The 19,817-nt window shown below is 63.0% G+C and carries 19 protein-coding genes; 13 read left to right on the top strand and 6 right to left on the bottom strand.

The annotated features are described in order from the left end of the window. Positions 1-22: 22 nt before the first annotated feature. A complete protein-coding gene (locus ASE60_RS21405; protein WP_057252755.1) occupies positions 23-796 on the top strand; it encodes an SOS response-associated peptidase in 774 nt (257 codons plus the stop codon). Between the two features lie 3 nt (positions 797-799). Here ASE60_RS21405 and ASE60_RS35255 read toward each other — a convergent pair whose 3' ends face one another. Further along, entirely contained in the window at positions 800-943 is a 144-nt protein-coding gene (locus ASE60_RS35255; RefSeq protein WP_176907119.1) for a hypothetical protein, read from the bottom strand. 413 nt (positions 944-1,356) lie between these two features. Here ASE60_RS35255 and cysS point away from each other — a divergent pair, with 413 nt between their 5' ends. From cysS to rarD, 8 genes are all read left to right on the top strand, one after another. Beyond that, the gene (gene cysS, locus ASE60_RS21400; RefSeq protein WP_057252753.1) at positions 1,357-2,748 is read left to right on the top strand and encodes a cysteine--tRNA ligase; all 1,392 of its coding nucleotides are present in this window, start codon (positions 1,357-1,359) and stop codon (positions 2,746-2,748) included. A 107-nt stretch (positions 2,749-2,855) separates the two neighbouring features. Continuing rightward, entirely contained in the window at positions 2,856-3,236 is a 381-nt protein-coding gene (locus ASE60_RS21395) for a VOC family protein (protein WP_057252751.1), read from the top strand. 12 nt (positions 3,237-3,248) lie between these two features. Next, positions 3,249-3,740, top strand: a complete 492-nt coding sequence (locus ASE60_RS21390) for a GFA family protein (protein ID WP_057252749.1) — start codon at positions 3,249-3,251, stop codon at positions 3,738-3,740. Next, positions 3,737-4,213 carry a GFA family protein gene (locus ASE60_RS21385; RefSeq protein ID WP_057252748.1) on the top strand — a complete coding sequence of 159 codons (477 nt, stop codon included), beginning with the start codon at positions 3,737-3,739 and terminating at the stop codon, positions 4,211-4,213. Before ASE60_RS21390 ends, ASE60_RS21385 begins: the two co-directional genes overlap by 4 nt. Beyond that, complete coding sequence (locus tag ASE60_RS21380; RefSeq protein WP_057252746.1) at positions 4,186-4,707, top strand: GFA family protein; 522 nt, start codon at positions 4,186-4,188, stop codon at positions 4,705-4,707. The genes ASE60_RS21385 and ASE60_RS21380 overlap by 28 nt, the downstream gene beginning before the upstream one ends. Positions 4,708-4,709: 2 nt before the next feature. Continuing rightward, positions 4,710-5,672, top strand: coding sequence for a prolyl aminopeptidase (gene pip, locus ASE60_RS21375; protein WP_057252745.1), 963 nt, complete (start codon positions 4,710-4,712; stop codon positions 5,670-5,672). Between the two features lie 34 nt (positions 5,673-5,706). Next, complete coding sequence (gene cimA / locus ASE60_RS21370; RefSeq protein ID WP_057252743.1) at positions 5,707-7,323, top strand: citramalate synthase; 1,617 nt, start codon at positions 5,707-5,709, stop codon at positions 7,321-7,323. A 314-nt stretch (positions 7,324-7,637) separates the two neighbouring features. Then, the gene (gene rarD, locus ASE60_RS21365; RefSeq protein ID WP_057252741.1) at positions 7,638-8,579 is read left to right on the top strand and encodes an EamA family transporter RarD; all 942 of its coding nucleotides are present in this window, start codon (positions 7,638-7,640) and stop codon (positions 8,577-8,579) included. Positions 8,580-8,652: 73 nt separating this feature from the next. Here the strand turns inward: rarD and ASE60_RS21360 are convergent, their stop codons facing one another. Beyond that, a complete protein-coding gene (locus ASE60_RS21360; RefSeq protein ID WP_057252740.1) occupies positions 8,653-9,273 on the bottom strand; it encodes a TIGR00730 family Rossman fold protein in 621 nt (206 codons plus the stop codon). A 244-nt stretch (positions 9,274-9,517) separates the two neighbouring features. On the opposite strand from ASE60_RS21360, the gene ASE60_RS21355 reads away from it, so the two are divergent. From ASE60_RS21355 to pssA, 4 genes are all read left to right on the top strand, one after another. Continuing rightward, a complete protein-coding gene (locus ASE60_RS21355) occupies positions 9,518-11,287 on the top strand; it encodes an Ig-like domain-containing protein (RefSeq protein WP_057252738.1) in 1,770 nt (589 codons plus the stop codon). A gap of 196 nt (positions 11,288-11,483) precedes the next feature. After that, positions 11,484-13,370 (top strand): ABC transporter ATP-binding protein/permease, encoded by a 1,887-nt coding sequence (locus ASE60_RS21350; RefSeq protein ID WP_057252736.1) that lies wholly within the window; start codon positions 11,484-11,486, stop codon positions 13,368-13,370. 115 nt (positions 13,371-13,485) lie between these two features. After that, on the top strand, positions 13,486-14,184 hold the full coding sequence (locus ASE60_RS21345) for a phosphatidylserine decarboxylase (RefSeq protein ID WP_057252734.1): 699 nt from the start codon (positions 13,486-13,488) through the stop codon (positions 14,182-14,184). 9 nt (positions 14,185-14,193) lie between these two features. After that, positions 14,194-15,069: a CDP-diacylglycerol--serine O-phosphatidyltransferase gene (gene pssA, locus ASE60_RS21340; RefSeq protein ID WP_057252733.1), complete on the top strand. Its 876-nt coding sequence runs from the start codon at positions 14,194-14,196 to the stop codon at positions 15,067-15,069. Positions 15,070-15,145: 76 nt separating this feature from the next. Here the strand turns inward: pssA and ASE60_RS21335 are convergent, their stop codons facing one another. The 4 genes from ASE60_RS21335 to radA form a co-directional block, all read right to left on the bottom strand. Continuing rightward, the gene (locus tag ASE60_RS21335; protein ID WP_057252731.1) at positions 15,146-15,886 is read right to left on the bottom strand and encodes an SDR family NAD(P)-dependent oxidoreductase; all 741 of its coding nucleotides are present in this window, start codon (positions 15,884-15,886) and stop codon (positions 15,146-15,148) included. 12 nt (positions 15,887-15,898) lie between these two features. Beyond that, positions 15,899-17,389: an amidophosphoribosyltransferase gene (gene purF / locus ASE60_RS21330; RefSeq protein ID WP_057252730.1), complete on the bottom strand. Its 1,491-nt coding sequence runs from the start codon at positions 17,387-17,389 to the stop codon at positions 15,899-15,901. A 145-nt stretch (positions 17,390-17,534) separates the two neighbouring features. Then, positions 17,535-18,158 carry a CvpA family protein gene (locus ASE60_RS21325; protein ID WP_057252728.1) on the bottom strand — a complete coding sequence of 208 codons (624 nt, stop codon included), beginning with the start codon at positions 18,156-18,158 and terminating at the stop codon, positions 17,535-17,537. A gap of 231 nt (positions 18,159-18,389) precedes the next feature. Further along, complete coding sequence (radA, locus tag ASE60_RS21320; protein WP_057252727.1) at positions 18,390-19,793, bottom strand: DNA repair protein RadA; 1,404 nt, start codon at positions 19,791-19,793, stop codon at positions 18,390-18,392. Positions 19,794-19,817 lie beyond the last annotated feature (24 nt).

Raw genomic sequence — 19,817 nt, 5'->3', positions numbered from 1 at the left:
CGTGAAGTGCCACATCCGTGTCATGTGCGGACGTTTTGCGTTGACGGCGACGCCGGAAGAATTGTTGGAATTATTTGCGCTGCTGGAAAGCGAAGACTTTCCGGCGCGCTTCAACATAGCGCCCACCCAGCCGATCATGGTCGTCGTTTCCGGCGAACGGGCTCAGCCCGGCAGCAATCTTCCGGAACGCAAGGCGGTCCTCGTCCGCTGGGGGTTCATGCCCGGGTGGGTCAAGGACCCGCGTGACTTTCCGCTGCTGATCAATGTCCGCGCCGAATCGGCGATTGAAAAGGCATCGTTCCGGGCGGCCATGCGACACCGGCGCGTGCTGGTGCCGGCCTCCGGCTTCTACGAGTGGCGCCGGCCGCCGAAAGGCAGCCGCGAGCCGTCGCAAGCCTATTGGGTGCGCCCGCGCAAGGGCGGGATCGTTGCCTTCGCCGGTCTGATGGAGACCTGGTCGTCGGCCGATGGCTTGGAAGTCGACACCGCCGCCATCCTGACGACGGCGGCCAATGCCTCGATCCGGCAGATCCACGACCGTATGCCCGTCGTCATTAAGCCCGAGGATTTCGCCCGCTGGCTGGACTGCAAGACGCAGGAGCCGCGCGAGATTGTCGATCTCTTCGGCCCCGTGGCGGAGGATTACTTCGAGGCGATCCCCGTTTCCGACAAAGTCAACAAGGTTGCCAATGCCGGCCCTGACATTCAGGAGGCGGTGACGCCCAAGGTCGCGCCGGACGCTCGACCCGAGAGCAAACCGGCCGAACCGGCTAACGCACAGATGTCCCTGTTCTGAGGGTCAGGCGGGCCGCTTGGTCAGCTTGGTCGCAGGCTTCACCTTTGCCTGCAGCGCGGCGGCGAGTACGGCCTTCAGGCCGAGCGGGCGATACTGTTCGATGAGATTTGCGGATTTGGCGACGTCTTTGGTCTTTGCGGCTTTCACTTGCACTCACTCCTTGATGCTTACCTGAACCGGATACATGCCGTTCTCGTCATTCAGCGCGAAAACGACGCTCCTCCCTGTTCTCCGGAGACAGGAACCGTGGTGCAGAACCAACTACACCGCGAATCTGTTTTCCGCGTGGCGCTCTCAGATAAGCCCAATCATGACAAATCCATGGCCGCCGTTTCCCTTTCGATAGCTTACTGTGCTTGCATGCGGCTGACCTCTTGACCGAGCACAGGCGACGCGCGATAAGTGAGCCTATGAAAACGGTTATCTGCATTATCTGCCGGAAGATTATTCGCTAGCGTCCCGCTGGCCTGGCCGTTTTCGTCTCCTAAAATCCAAGATGACAAACGCGCGGGCCGCCCGGGCGCCGTGTTTCGACGGTCGTATGCATATGGAGATTGGGAATGGGCGGAGCGCCGACACTAAAGCTGTACAACACGCTGACGCGGGAGAAGGTCGAGTTCCGGCCGATCGATCCCGACAACGTCCGCATGTATGTCTGCGGCCCGACGGTCTATGATTATGCCCATATCGGCAATGCCCGGCCGGTGATTGTCTTCGATGTGCTTTTCCGGCTGCTGCGCCACGTCTATGGCGCGGAGCACGTGACCTATGCCCGCAACATCACCGACGTCGACGACAAGATCAACGCGCGGGCGCTGCGCGACTATCCGACCCTGCCGCTCAATGAAGCGATCCGGCGGGTGACAGAGAAGACCGAAACGCAGTTTCTGGCGGACGCCAAATCGCTCGGCTGCCTCGATCCCGACGTGCAGCCGAGGGCGACCGACAACATCGCGCAGATGATCGATATCATCGAAAAGCTGCTTGCCAAGGCGCATGCCTATCAGGCGGGCGGCGAGGTGCTGTTCGATACCAAGTCGATGGCCGACTACGGTCAGCTTTCAAAGCGCAACCTCGACGAACAGCAGGCCGGCGCCCGCATTGCCGTGGAAGTGCACAAGAAAAATCCCGGCGATTTCGTGCTGTGGAAGCTTTCGGCCGACAACGAGCCGGGCTGGGACAGTCCGTGGGGCAGGGGCCGTCCGGGCTGGCATATCGAGTGCTCGGCGATGAGCAAACGTTATCTCGGCGAGGTCTTCGACATTCATGGCGGCGGGCTCGACCTGATCTTCCCGCATCATGAAAACGAGATCGCCCAGTCCCGTTGCGCCCACGGCACGCAAGTGATGGCGAATGTCTGGATGCACAACGGCTTCCTGCAGGTCGAAGGCCGCAAGATGTCGAAGTCCGAGGGCAACTTCGTCACCATCTACGAATTGCTGCACACGGAGAAGTTTGCCGGTCGCCAGTGGCCGGGCGACGTGCTGAGGCTTGCCATGCTGATGACGCATTACCGCGAACCGATCGATTTCTCGGTGAAGCGGCTGGAGGAAGCCGAGCACCTGCTTTCGAAATGGCCTGTGCCGGGCGAGGCGAAGGGCGAGGCCGATCCGCCCGTCGTGGCGGCGCTCGCCGACGACCTCAACACCGTCGCTGCGGTTCAGGCGCTCCATGCGCTCGCCCAGAAGGCGGCGGCCGATCCGAAGCTGCTCGGCACCTTCGCCGCCAGTGCTGCGCTGATCGGCGTTGTGCCTGAGGCGGTCGAACTCGACGAGGGCGTGGTACGCGACATCGACGGCCGTGTCCGCGCCCGCCTGGAACTGCTGAAGGCGAAGAATTTCGCCGAGGCCGACAAGATCCGCGACGATCTTCTCGCCCAGGGCATCCAGCTCAAGGATGGCAAGGATGCGGCAACCGGCGAGCGTGTGACGACCTGGGACATCAAACGGTGATCGCGAGCCCGGCGGCGAGTTTTGTCCGATCCCTTTGAGCGGGATCGGACAATGCCTCCAGGAACGGCGGAAACGCGGAGAGCATGCATGAAAGAGGAGTTCGTGCGATGATCGACCACACGGGCATTCCCGTCTCGGATTTCGACCGGGCGCGGTCGTTCTACGACAAGGCCCTCGCTCCGCTCGGCGCCTCGCTGCTGATGATGGTGCCGGTGGAACATACCGGCGGCGTCAAGGTTGGCGGCTATGGCCGCGAACGGCCGGTCTTCTGGTTGCATGAGGCGACCACCGGTCCGGGACGGCACTATGCGTTTTCGGCAAGAAGCCGCGCCGAAGTCGACGGCTTCTACGAAGCGGCAATGGCCGCCGGCGGGCGCGACAACGGCAAGCCCGGGCTTCGGCCACACTATCACCCCGACTACTACGGGGCCTTCGTACTCGATCCCGACGGCAACAACATCGAAGCCGTCTGCCACGCGCCGGCTTGAGGAGGGGTTGCGATGAGTCTCGACAACAGGCCCTATTATACCGGAGGCTGTCAGTGCGGCGCGGTCCGCTTCCGCGTCGAGGGCAAACTTGGTGACGCATCCGTCTGTCATTGCCGCATGTGCCAGAAGGCGAGCGGCAACTTCTATATGCCCTTGGTTTCCGTTCGCGGCGCCCATGTGACCTGGACGCGCGGCGAGCCGAAGCGCTTTCAGTCGTCAAACGCCGCGCGACGCGGCTTCTGCGCCGATTGCGGCACGCCGCTGACCTACGAGGCACCGGATGGCATGGCGCTCGCCATCGCCACCTTCGACGAGCCGCAAGGCATCGTGCCCACCATCCAGTGGGGCATCGAGGGCAAGCTGCCCTATGTCGATCACGTGGCCGATCTGCCGGGCGTTCAGACGATGGAAGATCCGGACGCGATCGAATTCCTGACCAATCTCGTTTCCTACCAGCATCCCGACCACGACACCGAAACCTGGCCCCCGGAGGAAAGACGATGAGCGAAAACGTTCGAACAGGCGGATGCCAGTGCGGCGCAGTCCGTTTCCGTATCCGGGGGCAGCTTGGCCGTCCGTCGATCTGCCATTGCCGCATGTGCCAGAAGCAGTTCGGCTCGTTCTTCTCGGCGCTGGTGACGGCGCCGAAGGACGGCGTCGAATGGGCGCGGGATGAGCCGAGCTATTTCCAGTCCTCGGTCAACATCGATCGCGGCTTCTGCCCGAAATGCGGCACGCCGATGACCTACCGGCACCCCGGCGGCCTCGAGATCGCCATCGGCACCTTTGACGATCGCACCGATCTCGCGCCGAAAATCCAGGTCAATCACGCGTCGCGGCTGCCCTGGGTCGATACCATCTTCGAGCAGCCGGTGCTGGAGGATCAGGACTTCTACGCGCGGCAGGAGAGCATCATCTCCTTCCAGCACCCGGATCACGAGACCGAGCAATGGCACCCTTCGGGGGCATTCCGGTGACCATCGCCCGCATCTATACCGGTGGATGCCAATGCGGCGCCGTCCGCTACCGTGCCGAAGGCACGCTCGCGGATCCGCATATCTGTCATTGCCGCATGTGCCAGAAGGCGGCCGGCAACTATTTCATGCCGCTGGCGAATGTCGCGCGCGACAGTTTCGATATTACCCGCGGCCAGCCGTCCTGGTTCCGCTCGTCGCATCTGGTTCGACGCGGCTTCTGCAGCGACTGCGGCACGCCGCTGTTCTATGACATGCCGGATGCGGATTTCATCAATATCACGCTCGGTTCGCTCGACGATCCGGATGACGTGTTGCCCGTCTATCAGGCCGGCGTCGAGTCGCGCGTGCTGTGGTTTTCGCGGCTCGCCAGACTGCCCGAAAAAGAGACGGATGACGGCAGCGAGGTGTCCGCCACCCGCCATCTGATCATACTCGAAACGAACCGCCAGCACCCGGACTACGACACCGTGCACTGGCCGCTGACGAAAGACTGAAAATGACGACTGTACTGCGTACGCTCTACCCGGAAATCGAACCCTATGCATCGGGCCACCTCGATGTCGGCGACGGTCACGTGATCTATTGGGAAAAGGTCGGCACGCCAGGCGCCAAGCCTGCCGTCTTCCTGCATGGCGGACCGGGCGGCACGATTTCTGCCAACCATCGTCGCCTGTTCGATCCGGCGCTCTATGATGTGACTTTGTTCGACCAGCGCGGCTGCGGCAAGTCGACTCCGCACGCGAAGATCGAGGCCAACACCACATGGCATCTCGTCGCCGATATCGAGCGGCTGCGCGCACAGGCTGGGGTCGCCAAGTGGTTGGTCTTCGGCGGCTCCTGGGGATCGACGCTGGCGCTCGCCTATGCCGAGAAGCACCCGGAGCGGGTTTCGGAACTCGTGCTGCGCGGCATCTACACGCTGACGAAGGCCGAGCTCGACTGGTACTATCAGTTCGGCGTCTCGGAGATGTTCCCGGACAAATGGGAGCGGTTCATCGCGCCGATCCCGGAAGACGAACGGCACGAGATGATGCACGCCTACCACCGCCGCCTGATGAGCGACGACAAGGCGACGCGTCTTGCCGCCGCCAAGGCCTGGAGCATCTGGGAAGGCGAGACGATTACGCTGCTGCCGGAACTGTCGACGAGCGCACCTTTCGCCGACGACGAATATGCCGATGCCTTCGCGCGCATCGAAAACCACTTCTTCGTCAATGCCGGCTGGATGGACGACGGCCAATTGTTGCGGGATGTTCACCGGCTTCGCGGAATTCCCGGCGTCGTCATCCACGGGCGCTACGACATGCCGTGCCCGGCGAAGTACGCCTGGCAGTTGCACAAGGCCTGGCCGGGGTCCGAGCTCCATCTGATCGAAGGGGCAGGGCACGCCTATTCCGAGCCCGGCATTCTCGACCGGCTGATCCGGGCGACGGACCGATACGCAGGCAAGACCGAGTAAGACCAGCAAGAACCGAGCATTTGGACGATTAGCCATGACCAGGGAACGCATCTACCTCTTCGACACGACGCTACGGGACGGGCAGCAGACGCCCGGCATCGACTTTTCGGTCGAGGACAAGATTGCGATTGCGGGTCTGCTCGACGCGTTCGGCATGGACTACATCGAGGGCGGCTATCCCGGCGCGAACCCGACCGATACCGAGTTTTTCACGCGCAAGCGCACGCAGAGGGCATCTTTCGTCGCCTTCGGCATGACCAAGCGCGCCGGGGTTTCGGCGTCGAATGATCCGGGCCTCGCGGCCCTGCTTGCCGCAAAAAGCGACGCCATCTGTCTGGTAGCCAAGAGCTGGGACTATCATGTCGAGGTCGCCCTCGGCTGCACGAACGAGGAAAACCTCGACAACATCCGCGCTTCTGTCGAGGCGGTGGTCGCCTCCGGTCGTGAGGCGATGGTCGACTGCGAGCATTTCTTCGATGGCTACAAGGCCAACCCGGCTTACGCGCTCGCCTGCGCGAAGACCGCTTTTGAAGCCGGCGCCCGCTGGGTTGTGCTCTGCGACACCAATGGCGGCACGCAGCCGCCGGAGGTGCGCGAGATCGTCACTGCTGTGATCGCTGCCGGCGTGCCGGGCGCCAATCTCGGCATTCATGCCCACAACGACACCGGCCAGGCGGTCGCCAACTCGCTGGCGGCGGTGGAAGCCGGCGTGCGCCAGATCCAGGGAACGCTGAACGGCATCGGCGAGCGTTGCGGCAACGCCAATCTCGTCACGCTGATCCCGACGCTCGCGCTCAAGGAGACCTATTCCAATCGCTTCGAAACGGCGATCGATGCCGATCGCCTGCAGGAATTGACGAAGCTCGCCCATTCTTTCGACGAGCTGTTGAACCGCTCGCCGGACCAGCAGGCGCCCTATGTTGGCGCATCGGCCTTTGCCACCAAAGCCGGCATCCATGCTTCGGCGCTGCTCAAGGACCCGCGCACCTATGAGCACGTCGCGCCGGAAAGCATCGGCAACCTGCGCAAGGTCATGGTCTCCGATCAGGGCGGCAAGGCCAATTTCATCAACGCGCTGAAGCGCCGCGGCATCGTCGTCAGCAAGGACGACCCGAAACTCGACAAGCTGATCGCCATCGTCAAGGAACGGGAAGCGACCGGCTATGCCTATGAGGGGGCGGATGCGAGCTTCGCGCTGCTGGCAAGCCGCATCCTCGGCACGGTGCCGGATTTCTTCCACGTCGAAAGCTTCCGGGTGATGGTCGAGCGCCGCTTCGACGCCAACGGCCATCTGAAGACCGTATCGGAAGCGGTGGTGAAGGTGGTGGTCGACGGCGAGACGATGATGTCGGTTGCCGAAGGCCATGGCCCGGTCAATGCGCTTGACCTCGCGCTGCGCAAGGACCTCGGCAAGTACCAGTCGGAAATCGAAGATCTCGAACTGGCGGACTATAAGGTCCGTATCCTCAATGGCGGCACCGAGGCGATCACGCGCGTGCTGATCGAGTCGACTGACGGGACCGGCGCACGCTGGTGGACGGTGGGCGTCTCCGACAACATCATCGACGCATCCTTCCAGGCACTGATGGACAGCATCATCTTCAAGCTGTTGAAGAACCGCGACCATGTCGGCCTGATTGCCGCCGAATGACGTCGGCGGCGAGGTAGGGCAGGCTCCGCTGCGGTGGGATGATAAGCAAAACTCACCATCTCTTCACGGAAATGAATTGGTGCATTCCCGGGCGTTGGAGTAGGACGCATCCGTGGGAGGCTTTGTCGGTTGGTAAGCCGCGCCTTCCCTTCAGCACCGCGCGTCTTATCCGACACGCAAAGGTCGCTGTAGCACTTTGAATTGCTGCATGTTTTTGTCCTTAAATCGGATGCGATTTAAGGACGCACGCAGGAGCGACCGGAGAGCGGCCCGTTGCCACCACGGCTTCGCCAAACACACCAGGAAAAGATGTTATGGCTGAGCCGAACGCGAAAGCACCCGCCGAAAATACCGATTCCGCGAGAGGCTTTGCCTTCGCGCTGACCGCCTATCTGCTTTGGGGCTTTCTGCCCTTCTTCATGAAGGCCGTCTCTCACATTCCGGCGCCGGAAGTGGTGGCGCACCGGATCGTGTGGTCGGTGCCGCTCGCGGGTCTGGTTCTGCTTTGGCTCGGTCGTACCGATGACATCAAGGTGGCGCTGCGCTCGCCGCGCATGCTGCGCATGGCGGCGTTGACCGCCGTGCTGATCACCATCAACTGGGGCATCTATGTCTGGGCGATTGGCGCCGGCCGCGCGATCGAGACGGCGCTCGGCTACTATATCAACCCGCTGTTTTCGATCTTCCTCGGCGCGGTGCTGCTGAAGGAAAAGCCGAACCCGGCGCAGATGGTTGCGATCGCGCTTGCGGCATCGGCCGTCGCCGTGCTCGCCTTCGATGCCGGCGGCCTGCCGTGGGTGTCGATCGGCCTTTGCCTGTCCTGGGGCTTCTATGCTTTCTTCCGCAAGACGCTGCCGGTCGGTCCGAACCAGGGCTTCTTCCTGGAGGTGTTGCTGCTCAGCGTTCCGGCGCTCGGCTATATCATCTGGCTCGAGGCGACCGGGCAGGGGCATTTCGGCGATACAGGCACGGCCGATGTTCTCTGGCTGATGTCCTGCGGCGTCGTCACCGCCATTCCATTGATGATCTATGCCAACGGCGCCAAGCTGCTGCGGCTGTCGACCATCGGCATCATGCAGTACATCGCCCCGACGATGATCTTCCTGATCGCCGTCTTCGTCTTCCACGAGCCCTTCGGCACCGCGAAGCTCATTGCCTTCGGCCTGATCTGGGCGGCGCTGGTGATCTATTCGGGCGCGATGTTGGCCGAAAGCCGTGCGCGTCGCGCAGCATTGCAGGCGAGTCCGGCCGAGTAACACAAGCGAATGGGACAAAAACGAAAAAGGCGCGCCGGTGAGCGCGCCTTTTTGTTGTCCGGAAATTAAAAGATCAAAGCCTGGAAATGATCTCAGCCTCGCCCTCGCGCCCGTTGCCACCACTGGCAGCAGCAAGAATGGTCGGAACGATGTCGACCGCATCATTGACGACGAGCGGCTGCACGAGGTGCGCCGTGTGTACGAAACCCTCCTCGCGCATGTGCTGCAGCAGATCCAGCATCGGCCGCCAGAAGTTGTTGATGTTACCGAAGACCATCGGCTTGCGGTGACGGCCAAGCTGCGCCCAGGTCATGATCTCGACGATCTCTTCCAGAGTGCCGATGCCGCCCGGGAGCGCCACGAAAGCGTCGGCCCGTTCGAACATCGTGTGTTTGCGCTCGTGCATGTCGGCAGTGACGATCAGTTCGTTCAGCTGGCCGAGCGAATGGCGGGTGGCTTCCTTGTCCATGAGGAATTCCGGGATGATCCCGGTGACTTCGCCGCCGTTGGAAAGGACGCCGCTGGCGACGGCTCCCATGATGCCGCGCGTGCCGCCGCCATAGACCAGGCGAAGACCGTGATCGGCAATCGAGCGGCCAAGTGCGCGGCCGGCTTCCATGTAGGCGTTGTCGCGTCCCGGCTGTGAACCGCAATAGACACAGATGGATCGAATCGTGCTTTTCTCAGTGCTCATGCCCCCAAAAAACATTGCAGCGCAGCATGGGTCAAGAAAAATGAGGGGAAAGCCGGGTTTCCGGCGGTTGCGGCGCCCTTGACTGCTTGTATGCCGAATCGCGAATCGCTAGCAATTTCAGGGATTGATTGAAGAAATCGGACGAGTTGCTTGCTGTTGCGCTATAATGAATGGCGCAAGCCCGCACCGCAGGCCGATGAGTGGGCATGCGCGGAGCGTTGCTCCGCTCCGTGTGGAGAGTGGCATGATCAAAAATAAGGCCGGCTGGGTGGCCATTACTGTCCTCGTGGCAGCGACAGCGTTGATGGTATTCGTGGTGCAACCGAACCTGCGTGGTGACGGCAAGAAGCCGGCGGACGAACCGGCCGCAGGCAACGCGAGCCAATCGAACGAGACTGCTTCTGGCACCGGTGGCCCGCAGGCGACCGAAGGAACCGCGAAGCCGCTGGACGCCAAGGCCGGTGAGGCCGAACAGACAGCCAATGCTGCGCCGACGAACGCACCCGCCGAAAATCCGGACGTGCCCGGTTTCGACGTGCTGCGCGTGGAGCCCGATGGATCGACCGTGATCGCTGGGCACGCCGAGCCCGGTTCGAAGCTCGAGATCCTGAGCGGCGACACCGTTGTCGGTACCGCCGATGTCGGCGCGACGGGTGACTTTGCGGCCGTCTTCGACAAGCCTCTGCCGGCTGGCGACTATCAGTTGACGCTGCGCAGTACTGGTGAGGACGGCACGGTGAAGAGTTCCGAGGAAGTTGCGACCGTTTCGGTTCCCAAGGACCCCTCCGGTCAACTTCTCGCCATGGTGTCGAAGCCAGGTGAGGCAAGCCGACTGATCGCGACGCCGGAAGCTGCCAAGGCCGAAAGCGAGCAAGGGACCGACAACAAGCCGGCCGAGGTCGCATCGACTGCGACGCAGACGCCGCTCGCGACCGGCGACGCATCCTCGGCTCCGGCAAAGGCGCTCGGTGTTCCCGGCTTGCAGGTGAGTGCCGTCGAGATCGAGGGAAGCAAGATGTTCGTCGCGGGCAGCGCCAGGCCGCGTGCGCTGGTGCGCGTCTATGCGGATGACAAGCTGCTCGGAGAAATGAAGGCCGACGACAAGGGCAATTTCGTCGTCGATGGCGAGATCGAGTTGACCGTTGGCAGCCACATCATCCGCGCCGATATGCTGAACGAGGATGGCACCAAGGTCGCTATGCGCGCTTCGGTTCCCTTCGACCGCCCCGCAGGCTCGCAGGTCGCCGCCGTGGCGCCGTCGGGCACGCCCTCGGCGACAGCCGGTCTTGATGGCGTACGCGCCGAGGCAGGCAAGGCGCTGGCTCTGTTGAAGGGGCTCTATGCCAATGGCAAGGTCCCGACAGGCGAGCAACTCGCCGCAGCGCGTTCCGCAACGGAGATCGCTCTGAAGTCGCTGGCCGACTTCCGGCTCGCCGACAACTCCGATCAGGCGCTGGCCGCGGCCTCGGCACGGGCGTCGAAGGCGGCAGCCGATGCGCTGGCAGCCTTGAAGGCCGCGCCGCAGGATGCGCCGAGCGTTGCTTCGGCGCTTGCCAAGGTCGACGCGAGCGTTGGTCCGGTTCTGGCCGAGCGCGGCAGCGCGACGCCGGCGTCGGACGCGCGGGCCCAGCCGAAGGGCAATGCCCCGGCGCAGGGTGAACTGGCGAAGGCGATGGGTGCAGGCAGCGCAGTGGCGAGCGACGCCACGACGACGCCAAGCACTGAAACTGCCGCGGCTGCTCCCCAGCAGGAAGAGCCTCAGACGGTCCAGCAGGAGCCGCTCAAGGAGAGCAAATCCTCCGTGATCATCCGTCGCGGCGACACGCTGTGGCAGATTTCGCGTCGCGTCTATGGTGCCGGCTTGCGATACACCACGATCTACCTGGCCAACCAGGACCAGATCGAAGACCCGGACCGCATTCGCCCGGGACAGGTTTTCGGTGTGCCGGATAAGGCGCTGCCGGACGATGAATCGCGCGAGATTCACAAAAAGCACATGAAACACGAGCGATAGGCAGTCGATCGCCCGCCAACAACATTGCGGCGGCGACGATGGATGCCTATCTCTCGATCAAGGGCGGCGCCTTCAACGAGGCGCCGCTTTTCATTGAACGGTGATGACGGCGCTGTAGAGGGAAAGCACGGTGCGGCAAGGCTCGTGGGGCTCCCTAAGCCGTCAAGCAGCGCGAAACGTAAGAGCGGATCAGAACGTGGCACCCCAGAAGAAAACTGTTTCGGCCGATACGAGCAATCCGTTGCAGACGATCGCCAATCTCTGGCCCTATATGTGGCCGACGGACAGGGCCGATCTCAAGCTCCGGGTCATCTGGGCAACGGTCATTCTGATCATCGCCAAGGTCGTTCTGATCCTCGTTCCCTATTCCTTCAAGTGGGCAACCGATGCGCTGAACGGCAAGCCGGATGCCTTGGGTTTCCTGCCTCAGTTCCTCACCGGCGCGGTGATGCTGGTGCTCGCCTACAATCTCGCGCGATTGCTGCAGGCCGGCTTGAACCAGCTTCGCGATGCGCTGTTTGCAAGCGTTGGCCAACACGCGGTTCGCCAACTTGCCTACAAGACCTTTGTCCACATGCACCAGCTCTCGCTGCGCTTCCATCTGGAGCGGCGCACCGGCGGGCTTTCGCGCGTCATCGAGCGCGGCACCAAGGGCATCGAGACGATCGTCCGATTCACGATCCTGAACAGCGTGCCGACCCTGATCGAATTTCTGCTGACGGCGGTGATCTTCTGGTGGGGCTACGGTTTCAGCTATCTGTTTGTGACGGCCGTCACCGTCTGGCTGTACATCTGGTTCACGGTCAAGGCGAGCGACTGGCGCATCGCCATTCGCCGCTCGATGAACGACAGCGACACCGACGCCAACACCAAGGCGATCGACTCGCTCCTGAACTTCGAGACGGTCAAATATTTCGGCAACGAAGAGATGGAAGCCCGTCGCTTCGACAAGTCGATGGAGCGCTATGAGGCCGCGGCGACCCAGGTCTGGACGTCGCTCGGTTGGCTCAACTTCGGCCAGGCGCTGATCTTCGGCGCCGGCACGGCTGTCATGATGATCATGTCGGCGCTCGCCGTTCAGCGCGGTGAACAGACTCTCGGTGATTTCGTCTTCATCAACGCAATGCTGATCCAGCTTGCAATTCCGCTCAATTTCATCGGCTTCGTCTACCGCGAAATTCGCCAGGGCCTGACCGATATCGAGCACATGTTCGATCTGCTCGACGTACGCGCCGAAGTGGTGGATCGCCCGGATGCGAGCGAACTCGTCATCGGCAAGGGCGCCATCGCCTTCAAGGACGTGCATTTCGCCTATGATCCGGCGCGACCGATCCTCAAGGGCATTACCTTCGAAGTGCCCGCCGGCAAGACGGTCGCGGTCGTCGGCCCGTCGGGCGCCGGCAAGTCGACGCTCTCCCGGCTGCTCTATCGCTTCTACGACGTGCAGGAAGGGGCCATCACCGTCGATGGCCAGGACGTGCGGACCGTGACGCAAAAGAGCCTGCGCTCGGTCATCGGCATGGTGCCGCAGGATACCGTGCTCTTCAACGACACCATTGCCTATAACATCCGCTACGGCCGGGTCTCTGCCAGCGAGGCCGAGGTCGAAGCGGCCGCTGAGGCGGCACAGATCGCCGGCTTCATCCACACGCTGCCCGAAGGCTTCCAGGCCATGGTCGGCGAGCGTGGCCTGAAGCTCTCAGGCGGCGAGAAGCAGCGCGTCGCAATCGCCCGCACCATCCTCAAGGCGCCGCCGATCCTGATCCTCGACGAGGCGACATCGGCACTCGACACGCGCACGGAACAGGAAATCCAGTCAGCGCTCGACGTGGTCTCGCGCAACCGCACGACGCTCGTGATCGCCCACCGGCTTTCGACCGTAATCAACGCCGACGAGATCATCGTGCTGAAGGATGGCGTCATCGCCGAGCGCGGCACCCATGGCGAGCTGATTGACCGCGACGGCCTCTATGCGTCGATGTGGAGCCGCCAGCGCGAAGCAACGCAGGCCGAGGAGCAGTTGAAGCGCGTGCGCGAAAGTGACGATCTCGGCATCGTTACCCGCGGCGAGCCGGCGATCTGATGGCGTTTCTTTCTTTGCTGAGCGCGACGCGTTTTGTCGCTGTCTGGCGGGCAACGTTGCCCGCCAGGGGATTTCGCGCTAGTTCACGTTCCACGGAAAATCTGGAGTAGAGTTTATGAGCCTGGTCAATACGATCCGCAACACGCTCGTACCGGTGCACAAGGAAGGCTATCGCTTCGTCGCGATCTTCTTTGTCATGTCGCTGGTGCTTGGCTTCCTGTGGGAGCCGTTGATGTGGATCGGCTTCGTGCTGACCGCCTGGTGCGCCTATTTCTTCCGCGACCCTGAACGCATGACGCCGATCGACGACGATCTGGTGATCAGCCCAGCCGATGGCCGCGTTTCGTCGATCGCAACGGTGCTGCCGCCGGAAGAGCTGAACCTCGGCTCGGAACCGATGCTCCGCATCTCGGTTTTCATGAACGTGTTCAACTGCCATGTGAACCGTGCGCCGATGGCCGGCACCATCACCCGCGTCGCCTACCGCGCCGGCAAGTTCGTCAATGCCGAGCTCGACAAGGCCAGCCACGAGAACGAGCGCAACGGCCTGGTGATCGAGACCAAGCACGGTGCGATCGGCGTCGTCCAGATCGCCGGCCTCGTTGCCCGTCGCATTCTCTGCTGGAAATATGAGAACGGCTCGCTGGACGCAGGCGAGCGCTTCGGCCTGATCCGCTTCGGTTCGCGGCTCGACGTCTTCCTGCCCGCAGGAGCCGAGCCGCGCGTCAGCGTCGGCCAGACTGCCGTTGCCGGCGAAACCGTGCTTGCCGAGTTCGGCTCGGCCAAGGGCCCGGTCCTCAGCCGTCGCGCATAAGGAGTGTACATGGAAGGCTCTGAACAGGAAAACCCAGCCGAACCGCCGAAAGCTACCGGCGACGCGAGCGGTTCAAACGACACCGGTCGTGGTCCTCGGCTGCGCGAGATACCGCTGCGGCTGATGATCCCGAACCTGATCACGGTGCTGGCGATCTGTGCCGGTCTCTCGGGCATTCGGCTCGCCTTCGAAAACCGCATCGAGCTTGCCGTTGCCATGGTCTTGCTCGCGGCCTTCCTCGACGGCATCGACGGCCGCGTTGCACGCCTGCTGAAGGCGACGTCGAATTTTGGCGGCCAGATGGACTCCCTCGCCGATATTATCAATTTCGGCGTTGCGCCGGCGCTCGTGCTTTACGTCTTCATCCTGGATCAGGCCCGCTCGATCGGCTGGATCGCGGCGCTGATCTACGCGATCGCCTGTGGCCTGCGGCTTGCGCGCTTCAACGTCATGGCCGAGCGCCAGTCCAAGGCGCCGTGGCAGTCGGAATATTTCGTTGGCGTGCCGGCACCGGCAGGCGCCATGCTGGTCCTGCTTCCGGTCTATCTCGGCCTCTTGGGATTGGCGCCCGAGCGCACCTTCGCGCTGATTGCATCGGGCTACACCGTGCTGATCGCCTTCCTGCTGGTCAGCCGTCTGCCGGTCTGGTCCGGCAAGTCGGAAAACAGCCGTGTGCGCCGCGATCTCGTCCTGCCGGCCATTCTCGGCGTCGTCTTCTATGTCGCGACGCTGATGACCTATACCTGGGAGACGATGGCGGTGACGGCCCTTGGCTACCTGATCACGCTGCCTTTCGGCGCGCGCTCCTGGCAGCGCAAATACGGCGGCGACTGGCCGGCCCATCCATCGACAGGCGGCGACGGCCTGCCGGGTGACAAGGACTGACTGAGTTTCAGCTAAGGTACAAAAAAGGCCACCGTGGTGACACGGTGGCCTTTTTGTTTGGAAAGCGCGCCGAAGCTTACTCCGGCATCCGGTAATCGACGATCTTGTCTTCGCGGACGATGTAGAGCTTGCCGGTCTCAGTCTGGTCAGGGCCGACGAGCGGCAGAAGCTTGGCGGCAACTTCGGAGGGATGCGGCACGGTCTCCGGATCCTCGCCGGGCATCGCCTGGGCGCGCATCGCCGTGCGGGTGGCGCCGGGATCGACAGAGAGGATGCGCAGCGGCAGGCGCTGCGTTTCGCCGGCCCAGGTGCGAGCCAGCGCCTCGACGGCGGCCTTCGATGCGGAGTAGGGGCCCCAGAAGGGCTTGCACTTGTGCGCAGCGCTCGACGACAGGATCAGCGCACGGCCGGCGTCCGATTTGATCAGCAGCGGCTCCAGCGAGCGGATCAGCCGCCAGGTGGCGTTGACGTTGATGTTCATTACCTTTTCGAACACCTTCGCCTCGACATGGCCGATCGGCGAGATCGTGCCGAGCACGCCGGCATTGGCGACCATGATGTCGAGCTTGCCCCAGCGCTCGTTGATGGCGCCACCGAGCTTGTCGATCGCCGCCATGTCGGCGAGATCGAACGGCACCAGCGTCGCCGAACCGCCCGCCGCCTTGATCGCGTCGTCGAGTTCTTCAAGCCCGCCGACGGTGCGCGCGCAGGCGACGACATGGGCACCGGCCTTGGCCAGTTCGAGAGCGGTGAAATAGCCGATACCGCGCGATGCGCCGGTGACCACGGCCACCCGGCCTTTGAGATCGATCGTCATTTTATTGTCTGATTATCCGTTGCTGGCGAGAACCGAGAGTTTGCGGACATTGCTGGCGCCTTCCTGGTCGAGAAGGCGGGTCGGATAGTCCCCGGTGAAATAGTGGTCGGTGAACTGCGGCGCCTTCGGATCGCGCTTCTCGCCGCCGACCGCCTCATAGAGGCCGTCGATCGACAGGAATTCGAGCGAGTCTGCCCCGATGTAGCGGCACATGGAGGCGAGGTCGACATGCTGGTTGGCGAGCAGCTTGTCGCGATCCGGCGTGTCGATGCCGTAGAAATCCGGGTGGAAGATCATCGGGCTCGCGACCCGCACATGCACTTCGCGTGCACCGGCCTCCCGCATCATCTGCACGATCTTCACCGACGTCGTGCCACGCACGATCGAATCATCGACCAGAATGACGCGCTTGCCTTCGATCATCGCGCGGTTGGCTGAGTGCTTGAGCTTGACGCCGAAGGCGCGGATCTGCTGCGTCGGCTCGATGAAGGTGCGGCCGACATAGTGGTTGCGGATGATGCCGTATTCGAAGGGAATGCCGCTCTGCTGGGCATAGCCAAGGGCGGCCGGCGTTCCGCCGTCCGGTACCGGAACCACCACATCGGCTTCGACGGGCGCCTCCTTGGCGAGATTGATGCCCATGTTCTTGCGCGACACGTAAATGCTGCGGCCGCCGACGACCGAATCCGGGCGGGCGAAATAGACATATTCGAACAGGCAGAGGCGTTCCGGCTGCGATACCTCCGGCTTGCGAGAATCGATCGAGATCGATCCGTCGGGCTGGATCTCGCAGATGATCACCTCGCCGTTCTCGACATCGCGGACGTAAGTTGCGCCGATGATGTCAAGCGCGCAGGTCTCGGAGCAGAAGATCGGCTTGCCGTCGAGTTCGCCCATGACGAGCGGTCGGATGCCGATCGGGTCACGCGCGGCGATCAGCTTGGTGCGCGTCATCGCCAGCATCGAGTAGCCGCCTTCCATCTGTCGGATGGCGTCGATGAAGCGGTCGGACGAGGAGGCCTGCTTGGAACGGGCGATCAGGTGCAGGACGACTTCGGTGTCGGAGGTCGACTGACAGATGGCGCCATCGGCGATCAACTGACGGCGAAGGGTGAGGCCGTTGGTGAAGTTGCCGTTGTGAGCGATCGCGATGCCGCCGACTTCAAGTTCGGCAAAGAGCGGCTGGACGTTGCGCAGCGCCACTTCGCCCGTCGTCGAGTAGCGGGTGTGGCCGATGGACATGAAGCCGGGGAGCTTTGCCAGCGTCGCCGGGTCGGTGTAGTGGTCGCCGACGAGGCCCATGCGCTTTTCGGTGCAGAACTGCTTGCCGTCGAAGGTGACGATGCCGGCGGCTTCCTGGCCGCGATGCTGGAGCGCATGCAGGCCGAGCGCCGTCAGCGCCGCCGCGTCCGAGTGCCCCAATATGCCGAAGACGCCGCACTCTTCGTGCAGTTCATCGCCTTCGAGTTCATCGTGGATTTCCATGGATCTCAGATCGGTCATCACTGTCGCCTTTGCTCCGTACCGGTGCGCATATCGTGATCAGGCCCGCCATCTTCAAGCGATCTTAGCTGAAAACGGCTGCAAGCGTTATTCCCCAAAAGGACAAAGCCCGCGGGGCGGGCTTTGTCGGCAAATCGTTCCTGTCTCAGCCGTTGGTGGCCGGTGCGTCGTCGGCGGGCGCCTGCTCCGGCGTCGTCGACGGTGTCTGGCCGGGGGTCGCCGCCGGTGCTTCGCCTTCACCTTCGCCGGTGGTGTCCTTGCCGCGCAGGCGGTCGAGAATGGTGGCGTCGGCTTCTTCAGGCAGAAGCGCGATCAGCTTGTTGCCGAGATTGTCGAGCAGCGGCTTCGATTTCGCCTGGGTTACCCAGGTCGGCTGCTGCTGCGGCGCGACGAGCCAGTTGAAGAACAGCATGGCGACGACGACCAGCAGGATGCCGCGGGCGGCACCGAACAGGAAGCCGAGGGTGCGGTCGAGCGCGCCGATGCGGCTGTCGATGATGAAATCGGCAATCCGCATGGTAATGAAGGAAATGATGATCAGCGCGACCAGGAAGATCACCGCCGCCGATCCGATCAGCGCGACAGTATCGCTGTTGGTGTACTGCTTGGCGTAGGGCAGAAGCTGCGGGTAGAGGAAATAGGCGGCCGCGGCCGCACCGACCCAGCTCGCGACCGAGAGCACCTCGCGCGAGAAGCCTCGAACCATGGCCAGGATTGCGGAAAACAGGGCGACGCCGAGAACGATACCGTCGAGAATTGTAATGGGCATTTTGTCCTTACTCCGGACCCGGTTCGTCCGGGTCTCCTCAAGCCTATCCGCCATCGGCCCTGCTTGACGTTCAGGGCATTTTCAGCCTCTTCGCGGCCCCTACAGCGCTGCGCGTCCTTTCGGGCGCGCAAAGGTCGCTGTAGCGCTCAGACCTGCTGCATAATTTTGTCCTTAAATCGATCCCGATCTAAGGAACTATGCAGTAGTGGACGGTCTGCGACACCCGCATCTTCAATCTTCGTCCTCCACCGGTCTCAGCGCGTTTCGCGATCCCGCGATGCGCGCCACCAGATCCGGCAGGCTTTCCATTTCGCTCCATCGGCCATTGCCGTTTTTCGGCAATTCGGTGGACGCGGACGGCAGGACCGCCTGCGAGAACCCGAGTTTCTCGGCTTCCTTAAGGCGTTGTGCGGTATGCGCAACCGGCCGGATGGCGCCCGACAAGCTGACTTCGCCGAAATAGACGCAATCCGCCGGAAGGGCAAGCCCGGCAAGCGATGAAACCAGTGCGGAAGCCACAGCTAGATCGGCGGCCGGCTCGGAAATGCGGTAACCGCCGGCGATATTGAGATAAACGTCGTGCTGGCCGAGGCGTACGCCGCAATGGGCTTCGAGCACAGCGAGGATCATCGATAGGCGGGCCGAGTCCCAGCCGACGATAGCGCGCCGCGGCGTACCGAGTGAGGTCGGCGCGACGAGCGCCTGCACTTCGACAAGAATGGGGCGGGTGCCTTCCATGCCGGCAAAGACGGCGGCGCCCGGCGATTTTTCGTTGCGTTCTCCGAGGAACAGTTCCGACGGGTTGGCGACTTCGCGCAGACCCTTGTCCGACATTTCGAAAACGCCGATCTCGTCGGTCGGGCCGAAGCGGTTCTTGACGGTGCGCAGGATGCGGTAGTGGTGGCCGCGGTCGCCTTCGAAGTAAAGCACCGCATCGACCATGTGTTCGACAACGCGAGGGCCGGCGATCTGGCCCTCCTTGGTGACGTGGCCGACGAGCACGACGGCGGTGCCTGTCTGTTTGGCGAAGCGGATCATCGCCTGCACCCCGGTGCGCACCTGGGTGACGGTGCCGGGCGCCGAATCGACGATGTCGCTCCAGAGTGTCTGGATCGAATCGATGATCACCAGATCGGGGCGCTTGCCTTCCGAAAGCGTTGCCAGGATGTCCTCGACATTGGTCTCTGCGGCCAGCAGCACGTCGCTATCGGCAGCACCCAGGCGCTGCGCACGCAGACGCACCTGCGCCACGGCCTCTTCACCGGAGACATAGATGACGCGGTGCTTGCGGCGCGAAAGTGCGGCGGCCGCCTGCATCAGCACCGTCGATTTGCCGATGCCGGGATCGCCGCCGACGAGCAGCGCGGAGCCGCGCACGAAGCCGCCGCCAGTCACCCGATCCAATTCCGAAATGCCGGTCTGGATACGCGGCGCGTCCTCGATCTCGCCGGAAAGCGTGGTGAGCGCCACCGGGCGGCCCTTCTTCGGAGCGCGCGTCGGACCGCCGCCGATGCCCGCTGTCGGATCGTCTTCGATGATCGTGTTCCATTCGCCGCAGCCTTCGCATTTGCCCGCCCAGCGGGTGTGGACGGTGCCGCAGTTCTGGCAGATGAATTGGGTACGGGCTTTCGCCATCAGGATCGGACTTTCGAAATCTGG

This window comes from Ensifer sp. Root278 (genome assembly GCF_001429285.1).
GTDB lineage: Bacteria > Pseudomonadota > Alphaproteobacteria > Rhizobiales > Rhizobiaceae > Ensifer.
This window is presented reverse-complemented; position numbering and strand designations above follow the sequence as displayed.